The sequence below is a fragment of the Massilia hydrophila genome (assembly GCF_020208145.1).
Classification (GTDB): domain Bacteria; phylum Pseudomonadota; class Gammaproteobacteria; order Burkholderiales; family Burkholderiaceae_D; genus Telluria; species Telluria hydrophila.
This window is the reverse complement of the sequence record NZ_JAHYBX010000012.1, coordinates 1-20,677: the sequence shown is the minus strand read 5'-3', so window position 1 is coordinate 20,677 and position 20,677 is coordinate 1. Positions and strand designations below refer to the sequence as shown.

The window sequence follows — 20,677 nt, the reverse complement described above, 5'->3', positions numbered from 1 at the left end:
CCCCATCGCGCAACTGTCCTTTTTCCGGAGAAAAGCAATGCAACAAAAACTTCTGGCTGCCGCCCTGCTCACCTGCCTGCCGATCGCGGCAAGCGCCCAGACCAATGTGCAGATATATGGTGTCCTGGACGCCGCCATCGCGTCGGAAGACAATGGCGTTGCCCGCCGCACCGTGCTCAATTCTGGCAACCAGTCGAGCAGCCGCTTCGGTTTCCGCGGTACGGAAGACCTCGGTAACGGCCTGAAGGCCCTGTTCAACCTGGAAGGCGGCGTGGCGATCGACACCGGCGCCGGCGACTCGGCCCTGTTCGGCCGCCGCGCGGTGGTGGGACTCGAGGGTGGCTTCGGTACCGTGACCGTGGGCCGTGAATATTCGCCGATCGCCGCGGTCGCTTCCAGCACCGACATTACCGGCCAGGGCTTCTACGGCAGCAACCTGTCGGCATTCAACTACCTGACCCGCCGCCTGTCGAACTCGGTCAACTACAAGAGCGCGTCGATGTCCGGGTTCAAGGTGCTGGCCGCGTATGCCGCCGGCGAAGCCACGCCGGGACAGCCGAAGAGCAACCTGAAGGGGGTGGGGCTGGAATATGCGCAGGGCAAGCTGTACCTGGGCGCCGCTTACCACACGAATGACAACAACGTGCTTGGCGATACCGAGGAATATGCCTTCGGCGCCGGCTACAAGTTCGGCGAGCTCGACGTCAAGGGCAACTGGCTGGTGCAGGATGCCGCCGGACGGAACAACAAGTTCACCCAGTACAACCTGGGCGCGGCCTATCCGATCGGTGCCGGCAGGTTGTTCGTGAACCTGCAGCAGAACAGGATCGAGAACGGCGCCCGCGGCAAGGGCTGGAACGTCGACTACAGCCATTCCCTGTCCAAGCGCACCAGCCTGTACACCGGCTATGCCCGCCTGGACAACAACGACAAGGGGAACTTCTCGCTGAACTCCTCGTCGGTCAGGCTGGCGCCGGGCAAGATTGGCGTCGATCCTTCGGTGTTCAACGTCGGCGTGCGCCACAGCTTCTGACGCCCCGCCCGCGTCCGGCGCGACCCGCAGCGGCCGCGCCGGACGCGCATTTGCTTCAATCGAACTTGCTGAAGTCCGGCTTGCGCTTCTCGAAGAAGGCGGTGAAGGCTTCCTTCGCTTCCGGCGCCACCAGCATGGCGCTGAACTGCTTGTTTTCCACCGCAATGGTGTCGGCAACCAGGGCCGCGCGCGAACGGCGCATCAGGGCCTTGGTGGCGCGGATCGACGCGGCCGGCAGCGCGATCAGCTTGGCCGCCTGCTGCTCGGCGAAGGCGCGCAGTTCGGCCGCCGGCAGCACGCGCGCGACAATTCCCATCTCGAAGGCTTCCATGGCGCCGAAGGCTTCGCCCAGCATCAGCTTCTCGGCGGCGCGGGTATAGCCGGCCGCCTGCGTCACCAGCAGCGAGGAAGCGAATTCCGGACACAGGCCGAGCTGCGTGAAAGGCATCGAGAATTTGGCGTTGTCGGCACAGTAGACCAGGTCGCAGTGCATCAGCATGGTGGTGCCGATGCCGACCGCGGCGCCCGCGACGGCCGCGATCACCGGCTTAGTGCAGCTTTCCAGCGCGCGCATGAACTGGAACACCGGGCGGTCCTCGGTCATGGCGCCGGCGCCCACGTTGTTCAGGAAGTCGTCGAGGTCGTTGCCGGCGGTGAAGATCTCCGGCTTGCCGGCGATCAGGACGACGCGCACGGCGGGGTCTTGCTCGGCGTCGAGCAAGGCCTCGGCCATGCTGGTGTACATGGCGCCGGTGATGGCGTTCTTGCGCGCCAGGCGGTTGAATTCGATGCTCAGGAGGCCGTTGGCCTTGTTGATCAGCATGTCCATTGTCAGGAGTCTCCCGTTTATTCTGGGTCTGGATGAACGCGTGGGCAGGAAACCTGCCCACCCTACAAAAGCGGGATTGCCGCAGATCGTAGGGTGGGCGGATCTCCCGCCCACGCGGTGATGGTTGGCAGCCGCATCGCGTACAGGGCGATGCAGCCACTATCCGGAAATTAAACGCGCTCGATGATACCAGCCGCGCCCATGCCGGCGCCGACGCACATCGTCACCATGCCGTACTTCAGGTTATTGCGGCGCAGTGCGTGCACGACGGTCGCGGCGCGGATCGCGCCGGTGGCGCCCAGCGGGTGGCCCAAGGCGATCGCGCCGCCCATCGGGTTGACCTTGCTGGTGTCGAGACCCAGGTCACGGATCACGGCCAGCGCCTGTGCGGCGAAGGCTTCGTTCAGCTCGATCCAGTCCAGCTGGTCCTGGGTGATGCCGGCCGCGGCCAGCGCGGCAGGAATCGCGACCTTCGGGCCGATGCCCATGATCTCCGGCGGCACGCCGCGCACGGCAAACGAGGAGAACTTGGCCAGCGGGGTCAGGTTGTGTTCCTTCAGGATCTTCTCGCTGACGACGATCAGCGCACCGGCGCCGTCCGACATCTGGGACGAGGTCGCGGCGGTCACCGAGCCCTTGGCGGCGAACACGGGCTTGAGCTTGGCCATGCCTTCCATCGAGGCGTCGGCGCGCGGGCCTTCGTCCAGGTCGACGGTGCGGCGCTTGACCGAAATTTCACCGGTCGCCAGGTTCGGCGTGCGGGTGACGATTTCCACCGGGGTGATCTCGTCCTTGAACAGGCCGGCCTGCTGGGCGGCGATGGCGCGGCGGTGCGATTCCAGGCCGAAGGCGTCCTGGTCTTCGCGCGACACCTTCCACTGCTCGGCCACCTTCTCGGCGGTCAGGCCCATGCCGTAGGCCAGGCCCACGTTCTCGTCCTTGAAGGTCTCCATGTTGATCGAAGGATGATGGCCCATCATCGGGACCATCGACATCGATTCGACGCCGCCGGCGATCATCACGTCGGCTTCGCCCACGCGGATGCGGTCGGCCGCCATGGCCAGGGCGGTGATGCCCGAGGCGCAGTAGCGGTTGACGGTGACGCCGCCCACGGTGTTCGGCAGGCCTGCCAGCACCACCGCGTTACGCGCCACGTTGAAGCCCTGCTCCGCTTCCGGGAACGAGCATCCGACGATGGCGTCGACGATCAGGGCCGGGTCCAGGTTCGGCACGGCCGCCATGGCGCCACGGATGGCGTGTACCAGCAGGTCGTCCGGGCGGGTCTTGTTGAAGAAGCCGCGCGGCGCCTTGCCGATCGGGGTGCGGGTCGCTGCGACGATGTATGCGTCTTGAAGTTGTTTGCTCATGATTTGTTCGTCCTGTTCGTTCGGCGCTTAGTTACCCGTTTAGTTACGGACCGGCTTACCGTTCTGCATCATGCCCATGATGCGTTCCTGGGTCTTCGGATTGGCCAGCAGCGCGATAAAGGCCTTGCGTTCCATGTCGAGCAGCCACTGCTCGGACACCACGCTGCCCTGGTCGATGTCGCCGCCGGTCACGATCTCGGCGATGGTGTCGCCCAGGTGGTAGTCGTAGGCCGAGATGAAGCCGCCGTCACGCATGTTGACCAGCTGGCCGCGGATGGTCGCCCAGCCGTAGCGGCCGGTGACGGTCACCGGACGCTTCGCCGGGGCGCGGTAGCCGGCGTCGAACATGGCGCGCGCGGTGGTCTTGGCCACGTGCAGCAGTTCGTACGGGTTGAAGACGATGATGTCGTCTTCTTTCAGGTAGCCCATCGCCTTGGCTTCCAGGGCCGACTTCGACACCTGCGCGGTGGCCGCGTTGGTGAAGCCGGTCTTCAGGAATTGCAGGATGTCGTTGCCCTTCGCTTCGGTGAATGCACGGACAGCCGCTTCCTTCAGGCCGCCGCCGGCCGGCACCAGGCCGACGCCGACTTCAACGAGACCAATGTAGGACTCGATCGAGGCCACGCGCTTCGACGCGTGCAGCGCCATCTCGCAGCCGCCGCCCAGCGCCAGGCCCGCGACAGCGGCCACGACCGGGATGTTCGAGTACTTCATCTGCATGAACACGTTCTGCAGGTCGCGCACCATCGGTTCCATCGCCTTGGCGCCGCCCATCATGAAGGCCGGCAGGGCCGACTGCAGGTCGGCACCGGCCGAGAAGGCGCCGCCTTCGGCCGCGTCGGTGTTCCAGATGACCAGGCCCTTGTAATTCTTCTCCGCTTCAGCCAGGCCGCGTTGGATGCCCTTCACCACGCCTTCGCCGATGACGTGCATCTTGGTCTTGAGCGAGATGACCAGCACTTCGTCGTCCGAGTGCCACAGGCGCACCGAGTCGTCCTCGAACACGGTGGTGCCGAAGGTCTTCGGATCGACGGTGGTCGAGCCCAGCACCGGGGCGCGGAACTGCTGGCGCCCGTACACCGGCAGATCCGACACAGGCACGTAGGCGTTCTTCGATGCCGAGTACGAACCTTCGGCGGTGTGCACGCCTTTTTCTGCGACCGGTGCCTCGAACACCCAGCTTGGCAGCGGCGCGTTGCACAGGGCCTTGCCGCTATCGATGTCTTCCTTCACCCACTGGGCGATCTGGGTCCAGCCGGCGGCCTGCCAGGTCTCGAACGGACCAACGCTCCAGCCGAAGCCCCAGCGCATCGCGAAGTCGACGTCGCGCGCGTTGTCGGCGATGGTGTCGAGGTGGAAGGCGATGTAGTGGAAGGCGTCGCGGAAGATCGCCCACAGGAACTGCGCCTGCGGGTTGGTCGATTCGCGCATGGCCTTGAACTTCTTGACCGGGTCCTTTTCTTTCAGGATGCGACCCACGATGTCGGCGGCCTTGGCGCCGCCCGGCACGTATTCGCCGGTGGCGAAGTCGAGGCGCTGGATCTCCTTGCCGACCTTCTTGTAGAAGCCGCCGCCAGTCTTCTGGCCCAGGGCGCCCTTCTCGATCAGTTTGGCCAGCACGTCCGGGGTCTTGTACAGGCTGAAGAAGGGATCGTCCTGCAGGGTGTCCTGCATGGTCTTGATCACGTGGCCCATGGTATCCAGGCCCACGACGTCGGCGGTGCGGAAGGTGCCGGACTTGGCACGGCCCAGCTTGGCGCCGGTCAGGTCGTCGACCACGTCCACCGACAGGCCGAATTTTTCCGCTTCATGGATGGTGGCCAGCATGCCGAAGATGCCGACGCGGTTGGCGATGAAGTTCGGGGTGTCTTTCGCGCGCACGACGCCCTTGCCCAGGGTCGAGGTCAGGAAGGTCTCGAGCTGGTCCAGGATTTCCGGGCGGGTGCTGGTGGTCGGGATCAGTTCGACCAGGTGCATGTAGCGCGGCGGGTTGAAGAAGTGCACGCCGCAGAAGCGCGCCTTCAGTTCCTCATCAAAACCTTCGGCCAGCTTGTTGATCGACAGGCCCGAGGTGTTGGAGGCGAAGATCGCGTTCGGCGCGATGTGCGGAGCGACCTTCTTGTACAGGTCGTGCTTCCAGTCCATGCGCTCGGCGATGGCTTCGATGATCAGGTCGCAGCCCGCCAGCACGTCGAGGTTGTCCTCGTAGTTGGCCACTTCGATCAGGGCCGCGTCGTCCTTGTTGCCCAGCGGGGCCGGCGACAGTTTTTTGAGGCCTTCGATGGCCTTCAGGACGATGGCGTTTTTATTGCCTTCCTTGGCTGGCAGGTCGAACAGCACGACCGGCACTTTCGCGTTCACGCAGTGCGCAGCGATCTGCGCGCCCATCACGCCGGCGCCCAGCACGGCGACTTTCTTGACGATGAAATTGGACATTCTTATTTCCTTGGATAAGTCGTCGCTCCCATGACGGACGGGAGCGACGTGATGGTGGTTAGAACAGGTCTGCGTCCATGGCCAGCAGGTTCGATGCACCCGAACGTGCCTGGCGGATCAGCATCGCGGTTTCCGGATACAGACGGGCAAAGTAGAAGCGCGCGGTGTGCAGCTTGGCCGCGTAGAACTTGTCGCCCGAATCCTGCTTGGCCAGCGCGATCTTCGCCATCTGCGCGAAGAAATAGCTGAACACCAGGTGGCCCACAACGCGCAGGTAAGGCACGGCGGCGGCGCCGACTTCGTCCTGGTTCTGGAAGGCCTTCATGCCGATTTCCATGGTCAGCTTGGTGACCTTTTCGCCGAGTTCGCCCAGCGGGGTCACGAATTCCGACATCGATTCGTCCAGGCCGTTCTCTTCGACGAAGGCCTTGATTTTCTCGCCGAAGGCGCGCAGCTTGGTGCCGTTGTCCATCAGGATCTTACGGCCCAGCAGGTCCAGCGACTGCACGGTGTTGGTGCCTTCGTAGATCATGTTGATGCGGGCGTCGCGCACGTACTGCTCCATGCCCCACTCGCTGATGTAGCCATGGCCGCCGTAGACCTGCATCGCTTCCGAGGTTGCGATCCAGCCGTTGTCGGTGATGAAGGCTTTCACGATCGGGGTCAGCAGGGCGACTTCGCCGGCGGCTTCCTTGCGCACTTCCTCGTCCGGGTGATTCAGTTCGCGGTCGATCTGCAGCGCAATGTACGAGGTCAGCGCGCGCGCGCCTTCAGCAAAAGCCTTGGCGGTCAGCAGCATGCGGCGCACGTCCGGGTGCACGATGATCGGGTCGGCCGGCTTGTCGGGTGCCTTCGGGCCCGACAGGCTACGCATCTGGATGCGGTCCTTTGCGTACACCAGCGCATTCTGGTAGGCGACTTCGGTCAGGCCCAGCGACTGCATGCCGACGCCCAGGCGGGCGGCGTTCATGAACACGAACATCGCCTGCAGGCCCTTGTGCGGCTGGCCGATCAGGGTGCCAATGGCGCCGTCCAGGTTCATCTGGCAGGTGGCGTTGCCGTGGATGCCCATCTTTTCTTCGATCGCGCCGCAGGCGATGCCGTTGCGCTCGCCGACGGAACCGTCGGCATTGACCTTGAACTTCGGCACCAGGAACAGCGAGATGCCCTTCGAGCCTTCCGGCGCGTCCGGCAGGCGTGCCAGCACCAGGTGGACGATGTTCTCGGCCATGTCGTGTTCGCCGGCCGAGATGAAGATCTTGGAACCGCTGATGCTGTAAGTACCGTCGGCCTGCGGTTCGGCCTTGGTGCGCAGCAGGCCCAGGTCGGTGCCGCAGTGCGCTTCGGTCAGGCACATGGTGCCGGTCCACTCGCCCGACACCAGCTTCGGCAGGAACAGCTTCTTCTGCTCGTCGGTGCCGTGCTCCTTCAGGCACTCGTAGGCGCCGTGCGACAGGCCCGGGTACATGGTCCATGCCTGGTTCGAGGAGTTCAGCATCTCGTAGAACGAATTGTTCAGCGAGACCGGCAGGCCCTGACCACCGTATTCCGGGTCGCACGCCAGCGCGGCCCAGCCGCCTTCGACGTACTGTTTATAGGCTTCCTTGAAGCCCTTCGGGGTGGTCACGGCCTTGGTAGCAGCGTCGAAATGGCAGCCTTCGCGGTCGCCCGAGTGGTTCAGCGGGAACAGCACTTCCTGCGTGAACTTCGCACCTTCTTCGAGCACCTGGTTGATGATGTCGGCGTCGATCTCCTGGTAGGCAGGCAGGTTCTTGAACTCTTCGCTGACGTTGAGGAATTCGTGCAGAACGAACTGCATATCCCGGATTGGCGCGACGTACTGACCCATGGTTTTCTCCTGAACGAAGGTAAAAGTTGTTGTGACTGGCCGGCAGCGGGCGTAGGCCTACTGCATCGCCGGATTGCCTTGCGGCGGAGTTGGATTGCGATAATTTTCGATCAGCCGCTCGAAACCGCGGCGTGCCCGCTCGACCGCGCCTGGATTGCGCAGGAAGCGTGCATCGTGGTGCAGGGCCAGGATCAGCCCGTACATTTCATACACCAGCTGCTCGGCATCGGTGCCGGGCCGCAGGTGACCGACCTCGATCGCCTGGCGCGCGGCGCGGCGCAGCGCGTCCTGCCAGGCCTGCACCATCTTGACCAGTTCCTCGCGGATCGGGCCGGGGCGGTCGTCATACTCGACGGCGCCGCTGATGTAGATGCAGCCAGACGCGATCTCGACCGATACCCGCTGCAGCCAGCGCTCGTACATCGACTGCAGGCGCGGCAGGCCGCGCGTCTCGCGCACGCTGGGGAAGAACACTTCCTGCTCGAAGCGGTGGTGGTACAGCTTGACCACTTCGAGCTGCAGGTCTTCGCGCGAACCGAAGTGCGCGAACACGCCGGATTTGCTCATGTTCATCCGGTCGGCCAGCACGCCGATGGTCAGGCCTTCCAGGCCGTCGCGGCTCGACAGCTCGAGCGCCACGTCCAGGATCGCTGCCCGCGTCAGTTCGCCCTTGCGCATGAATTTGGCTGAAGTAGAGATAGCTGCCCCTGAATCGAAAAAATCCGAACGCTCGTACTATTATCTACCAGAGATGAAATGTCAAACGGGAACTTAGAGGCGAGATTCTATTGATGCAAGACAACGGCAGGCGGCTTGGCGCACCTGCTGGGCATCCCTGCCCCGACCTGGCAAGGAGAATGTTGTCGCAGATGTAAAGGTACAGCATTTTGGGGCTGCGTGGCGTATGCGGCAGGTATTCCGGAGCGCTTGCTTATTTGCCCCGGAATGGTTCCAGTGCCGCCGCGCCGCCTTACGCCGCCAGCGCGCGCAGCATCAGTCCCGTGATGTAGGCGCCATAGGTGCCCAGCGCATAGCCGAGCACCGCCAGCAGCACCCCAACCGGCGCCAACGCCGGGTGGAAGGCGCTGGCCACCACCGGGGCCGAGGCGGCGCCGCCGACGTTGGCCTGCGAGCCGACCGCCATGAAGAACAGCGGCGCGCGGATCAGCTTTGCCACCAGCAGCAGCAGGCCGCCATGCACGCAGATCCAGATCAGGCCAAGCAGGAACAGCCACGGGCGGTCGAGCAAGGCATTCAGGTCCATCTGCATGCCGATGGTCGCCACCAGGAAGTACAGCATGGCCGAGCCGAGGGTCGAAGCGCCCGCCCCTTCCAGGCTGCGCGCCCTGGTAAAACTCAGCAACAGGCCGAAGGTCGTGGCGAACACCACGATCCAGAAGAAGGACGAGGTCAGGCTGTAGTCCTGCAGGCGCCATTCGGAAGGCAGGCTGGCGATCCAGCCGATAGTGGGGCCGGTGAGCGCGTGCGACAGCCCGGTAATGCCGATGCCCACCGCCAGGATCACCATCACATCGGCCAGGGTCGGCATGCGCGCATGCTCGGCCTGGTAGGTTTCGATGCGCGTCTTCAGTGCGTTGATGGCGCTGAGATCGGCGCCGGTCCAGCGATCAAAAGCCTGGGCGCGGCCGGTCATGAACAGCAGCACGGCGGTCCAGACGTTCGCCACCAGGACGTCGACAGCGACGAACTGGCCGAACACGTTGGCATCGACCTCGAACACTTCCTTCATGGCCGCCTGGTTGGCGCCGCCGCCGATCCAGGCACCGGTGATGGTGGTCATGCCGCGCCAGGTCTCGCCCGCCACCGTTTCGGGGTGGATGACGCGCATGATCTCGAACGAGACGACGGCGCCGAGCATGATGCCGGCGGTGCCGGTCAGGAACATGATGATCGCCTTCGGGCCGAGCCGCACGATGGCGCCGAAGTCGATCGCGATACACAGCAGTACCAGCGCGCTGGGCAGCAGGTAGTCGCGCGCCACCGGATACAGCTTCGACAGGCTGCCGTCGATGATGCCCAGGGTGTTCAGGATGGCCGGAACCAGGTAGCACAGCAGCAGGGCCGGCACATAGGTATAGAACTTCTTCCAGAAGCCATCTGTCCGGGAAGAAGACCAGAAGACGAAACCGAGGATGCTTGCGAGAATGCCGAGCACGACGGCATCGCTGGTGACGAGAGGAACAGCAGTTTGCATGGAATGATCATCAAGAGCTGCCGGGACATCGACCCAGGCGCAGCCCACGGTGATGCCCGACCGGGAGCCTTGCGGCCGGGAACGGGCATTTTACATTCCCGCAATAAATTGCAAACTAAAATGCGGCCACCGCGGCCGGCGCACTCACTCGTCGGAGATGCGGGTGATCGCGCGGCGATCGCGCTTGGTCGGGCGGCCCTTGATGTCCAGGCTCGGCTCCGGGAACAGGCGGCGCGCAGTCTTGTCGTTCTCGCGCCTGGCGATGCTCTCGTCGGTCTCGAAATACAGGGCCCGTGCGACCGGCGCCGGGCCGCGCTTGTCGGAGAGGGCGGCCACGATCACTTCCCAGCGGTCGGAGCCGTTGTCGATGACCAGCCTGTCGTTCACCTTGACGTTACGCGAGGGTTTGACCGGCTCGCCGTCGATACGCACCCGGCCGCGGTCGATCGCATCGGTCGCCATCGAACGCGTCTTGAAGAAACGCGCCGCCCACAGCCATTTGTCGATGCGTACGTTGTTGTCTTCCTTGTCTGCCATCCTGTCCTTGCTTTCCATTCATGCATAGCCGATCGCAAAGATCCGCATCACCAGTTTATACACCATGTAGGCCAATCCGTAGCTCGCACGCCGGATCCAGCCGATGCCGGCGTAATCCTCGGGCCGCACCGGCACGCCGTCGGCGATGCCGCGCTCGATGTGCTCGCGCATGGTGGCGGCGAAGCGCTCGTCCAGCACCACCACGTTGGCTTCCTGGTTCAGGAACAGCGACAGGCCGTCGCAGTTGCTGGAGCCGACCGTGGCCCAGTCGTCGTCGACCACCGCGACCTTGGCATGCAGCTGGGTCTTGCGGTACTCAACCACCTTGATGCCGTCGGCCAGCAGCTTGGGATAGAAGGAGTGGGCCACCATGTCCTGGATGACGAACTCCCCTACCCCGATGAGCAAGGTGACCCGCACGCCGCGCCGCGCCGCATGGGCCAGCGCCTTGCGGAACTTGCGGCCCGGGGCAAAGTACGGGGTGGCCAGCAGCACGCTGTCCTTCGCGCGCCCCAGGGCCTGCAGGTAGGCGCGCTGGATGGTGCCGCGGTTGCGCAGGTTGTCGCGCACCACGAAGGCGGCCTTGGCCGGGAATTCGCAGGACTGCGCGGGCTCCTTGCGCATTTCCTTGAACAGCTCGATGCGCTGCCTGAGCTTCAGGCGCCCCGCCCGCAGCCACTGGCCCTGGGCCTCGTCGTGGATCTCGGTCACCAGCGGGCCGCGTACCTGTACCGTGAAATCCCAGCGCGGCGCGGGCAGCCGGTGCTTGTCGGCGTGGTCGCATTGCCAGTCGTCGTTGATGTTGATGCCGCCCACGAAAGCGAGCTCGCGGTCGACCACCACGATCTTGCGGTGCGAGCGTGCGATGCCGCGCCGGCACCAGGGATTGAAGACGCGGTACTGCACGCCTGCTTCCATCAACACGGTACCCAGGCGCTGGGCCGGACGGTGCTCGGTACCGATCCAGTCGACCAGCACGCGCACCTTCACGCCACGCCGGGCCGCGCGCACCAGCGCGTCGCGTACCTCGACGCCGGTGGGGTCCTCGGCGAAGATATAGGTTTCGAACAGGACGTCGTAGCGCGCCGCGTCGAGCGCGGCGACCAGTGCCGGAAAGTAGGCGGTGCCGCTTTCCAGCAGGGTGACATCGTTGTTGTCGACGAAGGTGACGTGGCGCATGGCGCGACGTCTAGGTCAGCTGCAGTTCGGCCACGATCGGGGCGTGGTCGGACAGCTTGGCCCACAGCGCACCGTGCATCACCTGGGCATTGTCGATCTTGAAGCCGCGCACATAGATGCGGTCGAGGCGGAACCAGGGCAGCACGGCCGGGAAGGTGCGTGCCGGCGCCAGGCGCGGCTGGCGATGCGGAGGCGGCGGGCGGCCCGCCCAGCTGCGTACCATGTCGCCCAGTGGCGACTTCGGCCCCAGCTCGTCGAACACCTCGGCCACGCCGAGCGCGTTGCGCAGGCGGTCGCTCAGGGTGTTGCGCCAGTCGTTGAAGTCGCCGGCGATGATCACCGGCTCGCCGTTGGACGAGCCGTTGACGTGCGCGATCAGGGCATCGGCCTGGCGGCCGCGGCTGCCTTCGAACAGGCCCAGGTGCACCACATAACAGTGGATCCTGCCGGCCTGGGTGTTGAGCACGCAGTGCAGGATGCCGCGCTGCTCGTAGGCATGGTCGGACACGTCGTGGTTGTGCGAGTTCTCGATCGGGAAGGCACTCAGCAAGGCATTGCCGTGGTGGCCGTGGTCGTACACGGCGTTCATGCCATAGGCGCTGTGGTGCTTCTCGTTCTTGAAATAGTCGTACTGGGCCGTTTCCGGCCAGTGGCGGTGCGCCAGGCCTTCCTTGCCATAGCGCGCCTGGAAGCGGTCGTGCCGGCCCTGCACTTCCTGCAGGAAGACGATGTCGGCGTTGAACTCGGCGATCGCTTTCTTCAGCGCGATCACGCGCGGCTGGCTGCGCAGCGAACTCACGCCCTTGTGGATGTTATAGGTAGCCACACGAATCTTCATGGGAACATTCTAACAACATCGCGCCCGGCCCCTTGCGCAACCGGACCCAATCGTGCGCTCAGGGAGCAATATGCCTTGGCAACTGCAGGATGGCTTCGGCGTTCGAGGACGAGAAGCAGCGGTCGGCCGCTTCCAGCCAGGACAGCCAGGCGTATTGCGTGTGCTCGCGCGGGCTTAGGGTGACCGGGATGTCGCGCGGGACGCAGACCGAGAACACGTGCTCGGTGTTGTGGGTGACGCCCGGCGCGTAGCGGTGGCGCCAGACCGGGTAGATTTCGTAGACGTTCGAGAGCTGCCAGTCGTGCAGGCGGATGGTATCGCCGTCGGCCACGATGCCGGTTTCCTCGAACAGTTCGCGGGCCGCTGTCACCATCAGCGGCTCATCCAGCCGGTCGAGCGAGCCGGTGACGGATTGCCAGAAGCCCGGACGGTCGGCGCGTTCGATGAGCAAGACCTCCATGTCGGAGGTGTGGATGAGGACCAGGACCGATTCGGGAATTTTATGGGGCATGGGCAGATAAACAAACGCGGGCGCAGCCATTATATGGCCACGCCCGCGTGAGTCGAACGCGTGGGTCATCCGTGCCAGTGGCACGGATGACGAACCGGCCCGTCGCTTAGGCGACTTTCGGCTCGTTGCGCAGGCGGATGTGCAGTTCCTTGAGCTGCTTCTCGTCGACTTCCGACGGCGCGTTGGTCAACAGATCCTGCGCGCGCTGGGTCTTCGGGAAGGCGATCACGTCGCGGATCGACTCGGAGCCGGTCATCAGAGTGATCAGGCGGTCCAGGCCGAAGGCCAGGCCACCGTGCGGCGGCGCGCCGTACTGCAGGGCGTCGAGCAGGAAGCCGAACTTGAGCTGGGCTTCTTCGGCGTCGATCTTCAGGGCGCGGAACACCTTGCTCTGCACTTCTTCGCGGTGGATACGGATCGAGCCGCCACCCAGTTCCCAGCCGTTCAGGACCATGTCGTAGGCCTTGGCGACGCAGGCGCCCGGGTTGGTTTCCAACATGTCTTCGTGGCCGTCCTTCGGTGCGGTGAACGGATGGTGGGTGGCGTTCCAGCGGTCGCCGTCTTCGTCGTATTCGAACATCGGGAAGTCGATGACCCACAGCGGGGCCCAGACGTCGTCGAACAGGCCGGCCTTCTTGCCGAATTCCGAGTGGCCGATCTTCACGCGCAGCGCGCCGATGGCGTCGTTGACGACTTTGGCCTTGTCGGCACCGAAGAAGATCAGGTCGCCGTCTTCGGCCTTGGTGAGTTCCAGGATCTGGGTGAGCACGTCGTCCGAGATGTTCTTGACGATCGGCGACTGCAGGCCGTCACGGCCCTTGGCCTTCTCGTTGACCTTGATGTAGGCCAGGCCCTTGGCGCCGTAGATGGCGACGAACTGGGTGTAGGCGTCGATTTCCGAACGCGGCATCGAAGCGCCCTGCGGCACGCGCAGGCCGACCACGCGGCCGCCGGCCATGTTCGCGGCGCTGTTGAACACCTTGAACTCGACCGACTTCATCAGCTCGGTCAGTTCGGTGAACTGCAGTTTCACGCGCATGTCCGGCTTGTCCGAACCGTAGGAGCCCATGGCGGTGGCGAAGTCCATCACCGGGAACGGGTTCGGCAGGTCGATGCCGGCCGCGTTCTTGAAGACGACGCGCATCATGTCTTCGAACAGGTCACGGATTTCCTGCTCGGTGAGGAACGAGGTCTCGCAGTCGATCTGGGTGAATTCCGGCTGGCGGTCGGCGCGCAGGTCTTCGTCGCGGAAGCACTTGGTGATCTGGTAGTAGCGGTCGAAGTTGGCGACCATCAGCAGCTGCTTGAACAGCTGCGGCGACTGCGGCAGCGCGAAGAAGTTGCCCGGGTTGACGCGCGACGGGACGAGATAGTCGCGTGCGCCTTCCGGGGTCGACTTGGTCAGCATCGGGGTCTCGATGTCGATGAAGCCCAGGTTGTCGAGGTACTTGCGCACTTCCATCGACACTTTATAACGCAGGCGCAGGTTGTGCTGCATCTGGTTGCGGCGCAGGTCGAGCACGCGGTGGGTCAGGCGGGTGGTTTCCGACAGGTTGTCGTCGTCCAGCTGGAACGGCACCGGCACCGATGCGTTCAGCACTTCCAAGGCGGTTGCGTTGATCTCGATCTTGCCCGACTTCAGGTTGGCGTTGGCGGTGCCTTCCAGGCGGTTCGCAACTAGGCCGGTGATGCGCAGGCAAAACTCGTTGCGCACGTGCTCGGCGGCCTTGAACACCTCGGCGTTGTCCGGGTGGCACACCACCTGCACCAGGCCTTCACGGTCGCGCAGGTCGATGAAGATCACGCCGCCGTGGTCGCGGCGACGGTGCACCCAGCCGCACAGGCTGACGGTTTGGCCCAGCAGTTCCTCGGTGACGAGGCCGCAGTAGTTGGTACGCATGGAGGTCATGGTTTTCGTTCCAGGTTGGTTGATTCGTTGTGATTTACTCGGGAGCGACGACGCCCATCGAAACGATGTGCTTGAGTGCCGCGTCCACGGACATGTTCAGTTCCACGACCTTGCTGCGTTCCATCATCAGGAAGAAGCCCGAGGTCGGGTTCGGGGTGGTCGGCACGTACACGCTCACGTAGTCGCCCACCAGGTGGTTCTTCACGTCGCCGCCCGGCACGCCGGTCAGGAAGGCGATGGTATAGGAATCCGCGTGCGGATAAGGAATCAGCACCGGGGTACGGAAGGCGTTGCCCGAAGAGGAGAACAGCGTGTCGGACACCTGCTTGACGCTGCCGTACAGCGAGCTGACCACGGGAATCCGCTTCATGATGCGGTCGCCCACGCGTACGATGTAGCGACCGACCAGGTTGTTCGTCAGCAGGCCGGTGAGAAAGACGATGGCGAGCGTCAGCACCGCGCCCACGCCCGGGATGTTACGGCCGAACAGGGCCTGCGGCGTCCAGGATTCCGGCACGATCAGCAGCGACTGGTCCAGCGTGCTGATGATCGCGCTCAGCACCCACACCGTGATCACCAGGGGTACCAGCACCAGCAAGCCGGTCAGGAAATATTTGCGCATCGAATTCTCTTGTTCTTGTTCACGCTGCAGCCCAGGGCCGCAGCGTCATGAAACGTGCTCGTCCCGATCAGCTTCCGCTCTCGTCGCCGGACGCCGCTGGCGTCGCCGCCGGGGCGGGCGCGCTGGCCGCGCTGCCGCTGTCGGCGGCCGCTGCCGGGGCTGCCGGAGCCGCATTGCCGGCGGCGGTACCAGTAGCAGGCGGCGTGCCGCCGCGGAAGTCCGTCACGTACCACCCCGTTCCCTTCAGCTGGAAGCCGGCAGCGGTCACCTGTTTTTTGAAGGCATCCTTGCCGCAGGACGGGCACACACTCAAGACGGGGTCAGAAATTTTTTGCAGCACATCTTTGGTAAAACCGCATTCATCGCAGCGGTAGGCGTAGATCGGCATCTGATACTCCGCAAAAATCTTCAAAACCCTGAATTATAAAGCTTTTGCGAGCGGGCTTGCCGGTTCCGGCGGCACCGGGTGGCCGATCGCCGCCTAACTGGCACATGTCAGGGTGTCAGGTGTTGTTTTTCTTCATCGATTGCAAGAGTTTCATTTGCTCAAGTTCCACGCTGGGTGATTAAATACCATCTTTCTCCGAACATGATGGCGCCAGGCAAGTTCTGCTGCCCACAGTTAAGAAGAAACAGAAGATTGTGCGCGGTGCTGCACCGCCGCTGGTCCGTAAAAGAACGCTGTACTTGGAAGCCCGCTGATGCGGGCTTTTTCTTTGGTCAGGACACTGGCAAGCAGCGTGTCACGACATTTATCCCTTCCAACCGTCACTTTTTTGCAGCGCAACTATGCGGGCGGAATAATCTTCACGGTAAAAGTTGGTGAAAAGACGGAATTTCTTGTGGTCAAACTTGCGCCAAAGCTATAGTTTTTACTTGGCGCATCAAGCCACCGTGTCGACCTCCCTTCACCAGCCCATCCTCTCTTCCTATGCCAAGCGCTCTGTTCACCCAATCCATGTCCGGCCAAGCCGCTTCCCTATCGCTGGGCACCGCCAAACCGGTGGAGAACTCTTCCGGCATTGATAGTGCTGTGTTCGGCAGTATCTTGCTTGGCAACGGGAAAAAAATCCGTCGTCTTGTGGAATGACTTTGCAGGTGGCGACAAGAATTATTTCGTGACCCTGACCGCGCAGGGCGGCGCCATGACGACGGTGCCCTTGAACTTCGCGGCCGACATGACTGGCGTGGAAGTAAAAATCGCCGCCGTCGGCCAGGACCGGTTCGTGGTGGTCGTGGACGACCGGGGCGATGGCAATCCTCCCTATACCCCGCCCCACTTCCGCTTATTCGACAGTAACGGCCAGGCGGTGTCGAGCGATATCGCCCTGCCTTCCGTCAACGGATACTCGCGCTATTTCGACGTTACCGACCTGAAGGATGGCGGCTTCCTCGTCACCTGGTTCAACGACACCGACCAGAAGCATTACTACACCCGCTACGACCTGAACGGTGCGGCAATGCCAGGCCAGTCGGCCCAGCTATTATCGGGCGTCAACGGCATCATCAAGGTGGATGCCGCGGGCGATGGCAGCGGCGGCTTCCTGTACGCGGCCAGGAAGGGCAACAGCGTGTATGAGGGCATGGCACTCACCTACGTCAGCAGCACCGGCGTGCAGACGAGTGCGGGCACGGTCCTCCAGGCCACCGGACTGGAGGGGGACATGGTGTTCGACGGCACCGATTTCTGGTTCTTCTATACCACCCACATCACGGACGAGGTGTACGCGATCAAGGCTTCGTCGACCGGCGTGACGGGCTCACCAGTTCGGATCGGCAATTTCTTGTCGAAATATGCGCCGAAGGCAGAGGTACTCGCCAACGGCAATTTCCTGCTGACTGACGCCAACGACATCGCCGCAACCGTGACACGCGCCGTCATCGTCAACAAGTCCGGCACCATCCTGGCCGAAACGACGGCAAAGGCGGGCACGTATAGCACGGCCACCGCGGCGCCCGACGGTGGCGTGTTGTGGGTCGAGAATTTCCCTGTCAACGGCGATTCGTACGACACGACCATCACGCCGTGGGGCACCACCTTCTTCGACCCGGTCAACACGCCGCCCGTGCTTGCCGCTCCGGCAGCGCTGAGCTACACCGATACGGCCGCCCCCGACACGCTCCCCACCAGGACCGGCAGCTTGAGCGCCACGGACGACAAGGCCGTGCTTGCCTATGGCATCACGGGCGGCCAGGCCGGCACCCAGGTCGTCAACGGCATCACCTACAACGTGTCGAAGGCCGGTGCCTATGGCACCCTCTACCTGCGCAGCAGCGATGGCGCGTACGCCTACGTCCCGAACAACGGCGCGATCGACGCCCTTGCCGCGAACAAGACCGAAAGCTTCACCGTCACCGCGACCGATGCCGAAGGCAGCTCGGGCAACGCCACCCTGACCGTCAACGTCAATGGCGTGAACGACAGGCCTATCCTCGTCAACCTCCAAGGCTACGAGGGACAGTTTGTTCCTGGCAGCGCCGACCCGGTGACCGACCTCGCCTACATCACGCCCGACAACGTTTCGGTGAGCGACCCGGACTCCGCCAATTTCGCTGGCGGCTACCTGCTCATTACCCAGAACAGCGGCAATACCGACGGCCGTTTCGTCACCGACATGAGCATCGTCATGGCAGGCACCGACCAGGCGTCGGCCGATGGCATCCTGTCCGCCGGCGAGAAGCTGTACGTCGACCTGGCGGCCTGGGGCGGAGCCGGCCTGCCCGGCATGACCGAAGTGGGCACGATCAGCATCCCCGCGCCGGGGTCGCTGCGTATCGACTTCCATCCGAACGCCAACGTTTCCTATCTCAGCTACCTGCTCCAGAACCTGACCTATACCGCGCCGTCGGCAGGCACGCGCGCCTTCAGCCTCACACTGGCCGATGGCGACGGCGGGGTTTCGACGCCGGTGAGCTTCTCGATGACGGGTGCCGATACCGACCCGCCCGTGCTGCAGGCGCTCACGCCACACGACAATGCCACCGCCGTGGCGACGGACGTGTCGCCCCAGCTGAGCTTTAGCGAGGCCATCAAATTCGGCACGGGCAAGATCCAGCTGATCCATGTCGGCACCGGTACGGTGGTCGAAGCCTTCGATGTCGCAAGCGCACAGGGCACCGGCAACGGACAGGTCAGCATTGCGGGCAATACGCTCACGCTCAATCCAAGCGCAACGCTCGCATACAGCACCGCCTACGCGATCCGGATCGACCACGGCGCCGTTACCGACCTGTCGAACAACGCCTTTGCCGGCATTGCGGACAACACAAGCTTCGATTTCACCACCATCTCGGCCCCGCCGACGCTGACGATCTCCGCCACGCCTGGCGCCCTCAAGGCCGGCCAGGGCGTCACGATCACCTTTACCTTCAGCCAGAAGCCGCAGGGCTTCGACGCGCTCGACGTGCAGGCAAGCGGCGGCTCGCTGGGCGCCTTGAATGTCGATCCGCTGGACGACAAGGTATATACCGCCCTGTTCACGCCCGACGCCGCCCAGTCCTTGACGGTGTCGCTGTCGGTGGCAGCGGGCAAGTTCACGAATGCCGATCATCAGGCCAACCTGGCAAGCAACACGCTCACGCTCTCGGGCGACACCCAGGCTCCTTTGGTGACGGCGATCGAGCGCGCCACGCCGCTGGCCAGCGTGACCAACGCCGACACGCTGCGTTTCAAGGTGAGCTTCAGCGAGGCGGTCGCGCTCGCTGCGGCCGATCTGCAGGTACAGGGCAGCACGGCCTCGGTCACCAGAGTCGACGCCATCGACGGATCCAGCTACTACGTGACCGTGGCGGGCGGCGACCTCGCCGGTCTCGATGGCGCGACCGTCTCGCTCGGCTTCGCGCCCGCGCAGGACATCCGCGACAGTGGCGGCAACGCCCTGCTCGACACCAGTCCGACCGGCGCCAACCAGGGCTTCGTCATGGATAACAGCGTGGCCATGCCATCGCTGACCCTGGCCAGCGACACCGGCGCCAGCGCCACCGATGGCGTGACGGCCGCCGGCACCATCAACGTCACCCTCGCAGCCGAGATGGCAAGCTGGGAATACAGCAGCAACGGCGGCACCGACTGGCACGCCGGCAGCGGCACCAGTTTCGTGCTGGCGCAAGGCGCCTATGCCGCCGGCAGCGTCCTGGTGCGCCAGACCGACCAGGCCGGCAATCTCAGCGCAGCGGCGCAGAACGGCGCCGCGATCACGGTCGATCTCCAGGCGCCGGCGCCAACGCTGGCGCTGGCCGCTGACACGGGTGCCAGCGCCAGCGACGGCGTCACCAGGAACGCCACGGTCAACGTGAGCCTGGCTGTTGATGCCGCCAGCTGGGAATACAGCCTTGATGGCGGCACCAGCTGGAACGCCGGCAGCGGCAGCAGCTTCACGCTGGGAGCGAATACCTACGCGGCCGGAACGATCCGGGCGCGCCAGACCGACGTGGCCGGCAACCTGAGCGCCGCCGCCGCCAACGTGGCAGCCATCACGGTCGACACCGCCGTTGCGGCCCCGGCACTCACCCTGCCCGCCGATACCGGTAGCAGCACCAGCGACGGTATTACCCGCAATGCGACGGTCCAGCTCACGCTGGCGCTTGACGCCGCCAGCTGGGAATACAGCCTTGATGGCGGCGCCAGCTGGAACGCCGGCAGCGGCACCAGCTTCACGCTGGCGTCCGCCAGCTATGCGGCCGGCGCGATCCAGGTGCGCCAGACCGATATCGCCGGCAACCTGAGCGCGGCGGCAGCGAATGCGGCGGCCATCACGGTCGACACCACCGTTGCGCTCCCGGTACTCACCCTGCCCGCCGATACCGGCACCAGCAGCAGCGACGGCATCACCCGCGATACGACGGTCCAGCTCACGCTGGCGCTTGACGCCGCCAGCTGGGAATACAGCCTTGACGGCGGCGCCAGCTGGAGCACCGGCAGCGGCACCAGCTTCACGCTGGCGGCCGCGAGCTACGCCCCCGGCGCGATCCGGGTGCGCCAGACCGATATCGCCGGCAACCTGAGCGCGGCGGCCACGAATGCGGCCGCCATCACGGTCGACACCGCCGTTGCGGCCCCGGCACTCACCCTGCCCGCCGATACCGGCACCGGCAGCAGCGACGGCATCACCCGCGATACGACGGTACAGCTCACGCTGGCGCTTGACGCCGCCAGCTGGGAGTACTCCACCGATGGCGGCGCCAGCTGGAGCGCCGGCAGCGGCACCAGCTTCACGCTGGCCGCAGGCAGCTATCCCGCAGGCGCGATCCAGGTACGCCAGACCGATATCGCCGGCAACCTGAGCGCAAGCACGGCCAGCGGCACGGCGCTGACCGTGGACACCAGCGTGGGCATGCCGGCGTTCGCACTGG

15 protein-coding genes are annotated in these 20,677 nt (G+C 64.4%); 2 read left to right on the top strand and 13 right to left on the bottom strand.

The window, feature by feature from the left end:
* Window positions 1-37 precede the first annotated feature (37 nt).
* Entirely contained in the window at window positions 38-1,033 is a 996-nt protein-coding gene (locus LE190_RS19920) for a porin (protein ID WP_225240344.1), read from the top strand.
* Window positions 1,034-1,088: 55 nt separating this feature from the next.
* Here the strand turns inward: LE190_RS19920 and LE190_RS19915 are convergent, their stop codons facing one another.
* The 13 genes from LE190_RS19915 to LE190_RS19855 all read right to left on the bottom strand — a co-directional run bounded on the left by LE190_RS19915 (window position 1,089) and on the right by LE190_RS19855 (window position 15,713).
* Entirely contained in the window at window positions 1,089-1,862 is a 774-nt protein-coding gene (locus tag LE190_RS19915) for an enoyl-CoA hydratase (RefSeq protein ID WP_225240343.1), read from the bottom strand.
* Window positions 1,863-2,032: 170 nt separating this feature from the next.
* The gene (locus LE190_RS19910; protein ID WP_225240342.1) at window positions 2,033-3,229 is read right to left on the bottom strand and encodes an acetyl-CoA C-acyltransferase; all 1,197 of its coding nucleotides are present in this window, start codon (window positions 3,227-3,229) and stop codon (window positions 2,033-2,035) included.
* Between the two features lie 39 nt (window positions 3,230-3,268).
* Complete coding sequence (locus LE190_RS19905; RefSeq protein ID WP_225240341.1) at window positions 3,269-5,665, bottom strand: 3-hydroxyacyl-CoA dehydrogenase/enoyl-CoA hydratase family protein; 2,397 nt, start codon at window positions 5,663-5,665, stop codon at window positions 3,269-3,271.
* Window positions 5,666-5,723: 58 nt separating this feature from the next.
* Window positions 5,724-7,514 (bottom strand): acyl-CoA dehydrogenase C-terminal domain-containing protein, encoded by a 1,791-nt coding sequence (locus LE190_RS19900; protein ID WP_225240340.1) that lies wholly within the window; start codon window positions 7,512-7,514, stop codon window positions 5,724-5,726.
* A gap of 57 nt (window positions 7,515-7,571) precedes the next feature.
* Window positions 7,572-8,192, bottom strand: coding sequence for a TetR/AcrR family transcriptional regulator (locus tag LE190_RS19895; RefSeq protein ID WP_224946882.1), 621 nt, complete (start codon window positions 8,190-8,192; stop codon window positions 7,572-7,574).
* 292 nt (window positions 8,193-8,484) lie between these two features.
* Window positions 8,485-9,729, bottom strand: coding sequence for a DUF819 family protein (locus tag LE190_RS19890; protein WP_225240339.1), 1,245 nt, complete (start codon window positions 9,727-9,729; stop codon window positions 8,485-8,487).
* A gap of 144 nt (window positions 9,730-9,873) precedes the next feature.
* A complete protein-coding gene (locus LE190_RS19885) occupies window positions 9,874-10,266 on the bottom strand; it encodes an RNA-binding S4 domain-containing protein (protein ID WP_225240338.1) in 393 nt (130 codons plus the stop codon).
* An 18-nt stretch (window positions 10,267-10,284) separates the two neighbouring features.
* Window positions 10,285-11,445 carry a cardiolipin synthase ClsB gene (gene clsB, locus LE190_RS19880; protein WP_225240337.1) on the bottom strand — a complete coding sequence of 387 codons (1,161 nt, stop codon included), beginning with the start codon at window positions 11,443-11,445 and terminating at the stop codon, window positions 10,285-10,287.
* Between the two features lie 10 nt (window positions 11,446-11,455).
* The gene (locus tag LE190_RS19875; protein WP_225240336.1) at window positions 11,456-12,283 is read right to left on the bottom strand and encodes an endonuclease/exonuclease/phosphatase family protein; all 828 of its coding nucleotides are present in this window, start codon (window positions 12,281-12,283) and stop codon (window positions 11,456-11,458) included.
* A 58-nt stretch (window positions 12,284-12,341) separates the two neighbouring features.
* Window positions 12,342-12,794: a dihydroneopterin triphosphate diphosphatase gene (gene nudB, locus LE190_RS19870; RefSeq protein WP_225240335.1), complete on the bottom strand. Its 453-nt coding sequence runs from the start codon at window positions 12,792-12,794 to the stop codon at window positions 12,342-12,344.
* Window positions 12,795-12,900: 106 nt separating this feature from the next.
* Entirely contained in the window at window positions 12,901-14,703 is a 1,803-nt protein-coding gene (gene aspS / locus LE190_RS19865) for an aspartate--tRNA ligase (RefSeq protein WP_225240334.1), read from the bottom strand.
* Window positions 14,704-14,737: 34 nt separating this feature from the next.
* Window positions 14,738-15,325: a DUF502 domain-containing protein gene (locus LE190_RS19860; protein ID WP_225240333.1), complete on the bottom strand. Its 588-nt coding sequence runs from the start codon at window positions 15,323-15,325 to the stop codon at window positions 14,738-14,740.
* A gap of 67 nt (window positions 15,326-15,392) precedes the next feature.
* A complete protein-coding gene (locus LE190_RS19855) occupies window positions 15,393-15,713 on the bottom strand; it encodes an FmdB family zinc ribbon protein (RefSeq protein ID WP_225240332.1) in 321 nt (106 codons plus the stop codon).
* Between the two features lie 730 nt (window positions 15,714-16,443).
* Between LE190_RS19855 and LE190_RS19850 the strand changes: the two genes are divergently transcribed.
* Window positions 16,444-20,677 (top strand): beta strand repeat-containing protein (locus LE190_RS19850; protein WP_225240331.1); only part of this gene is annotated, 4,234 nt, incomplete at its 3' end.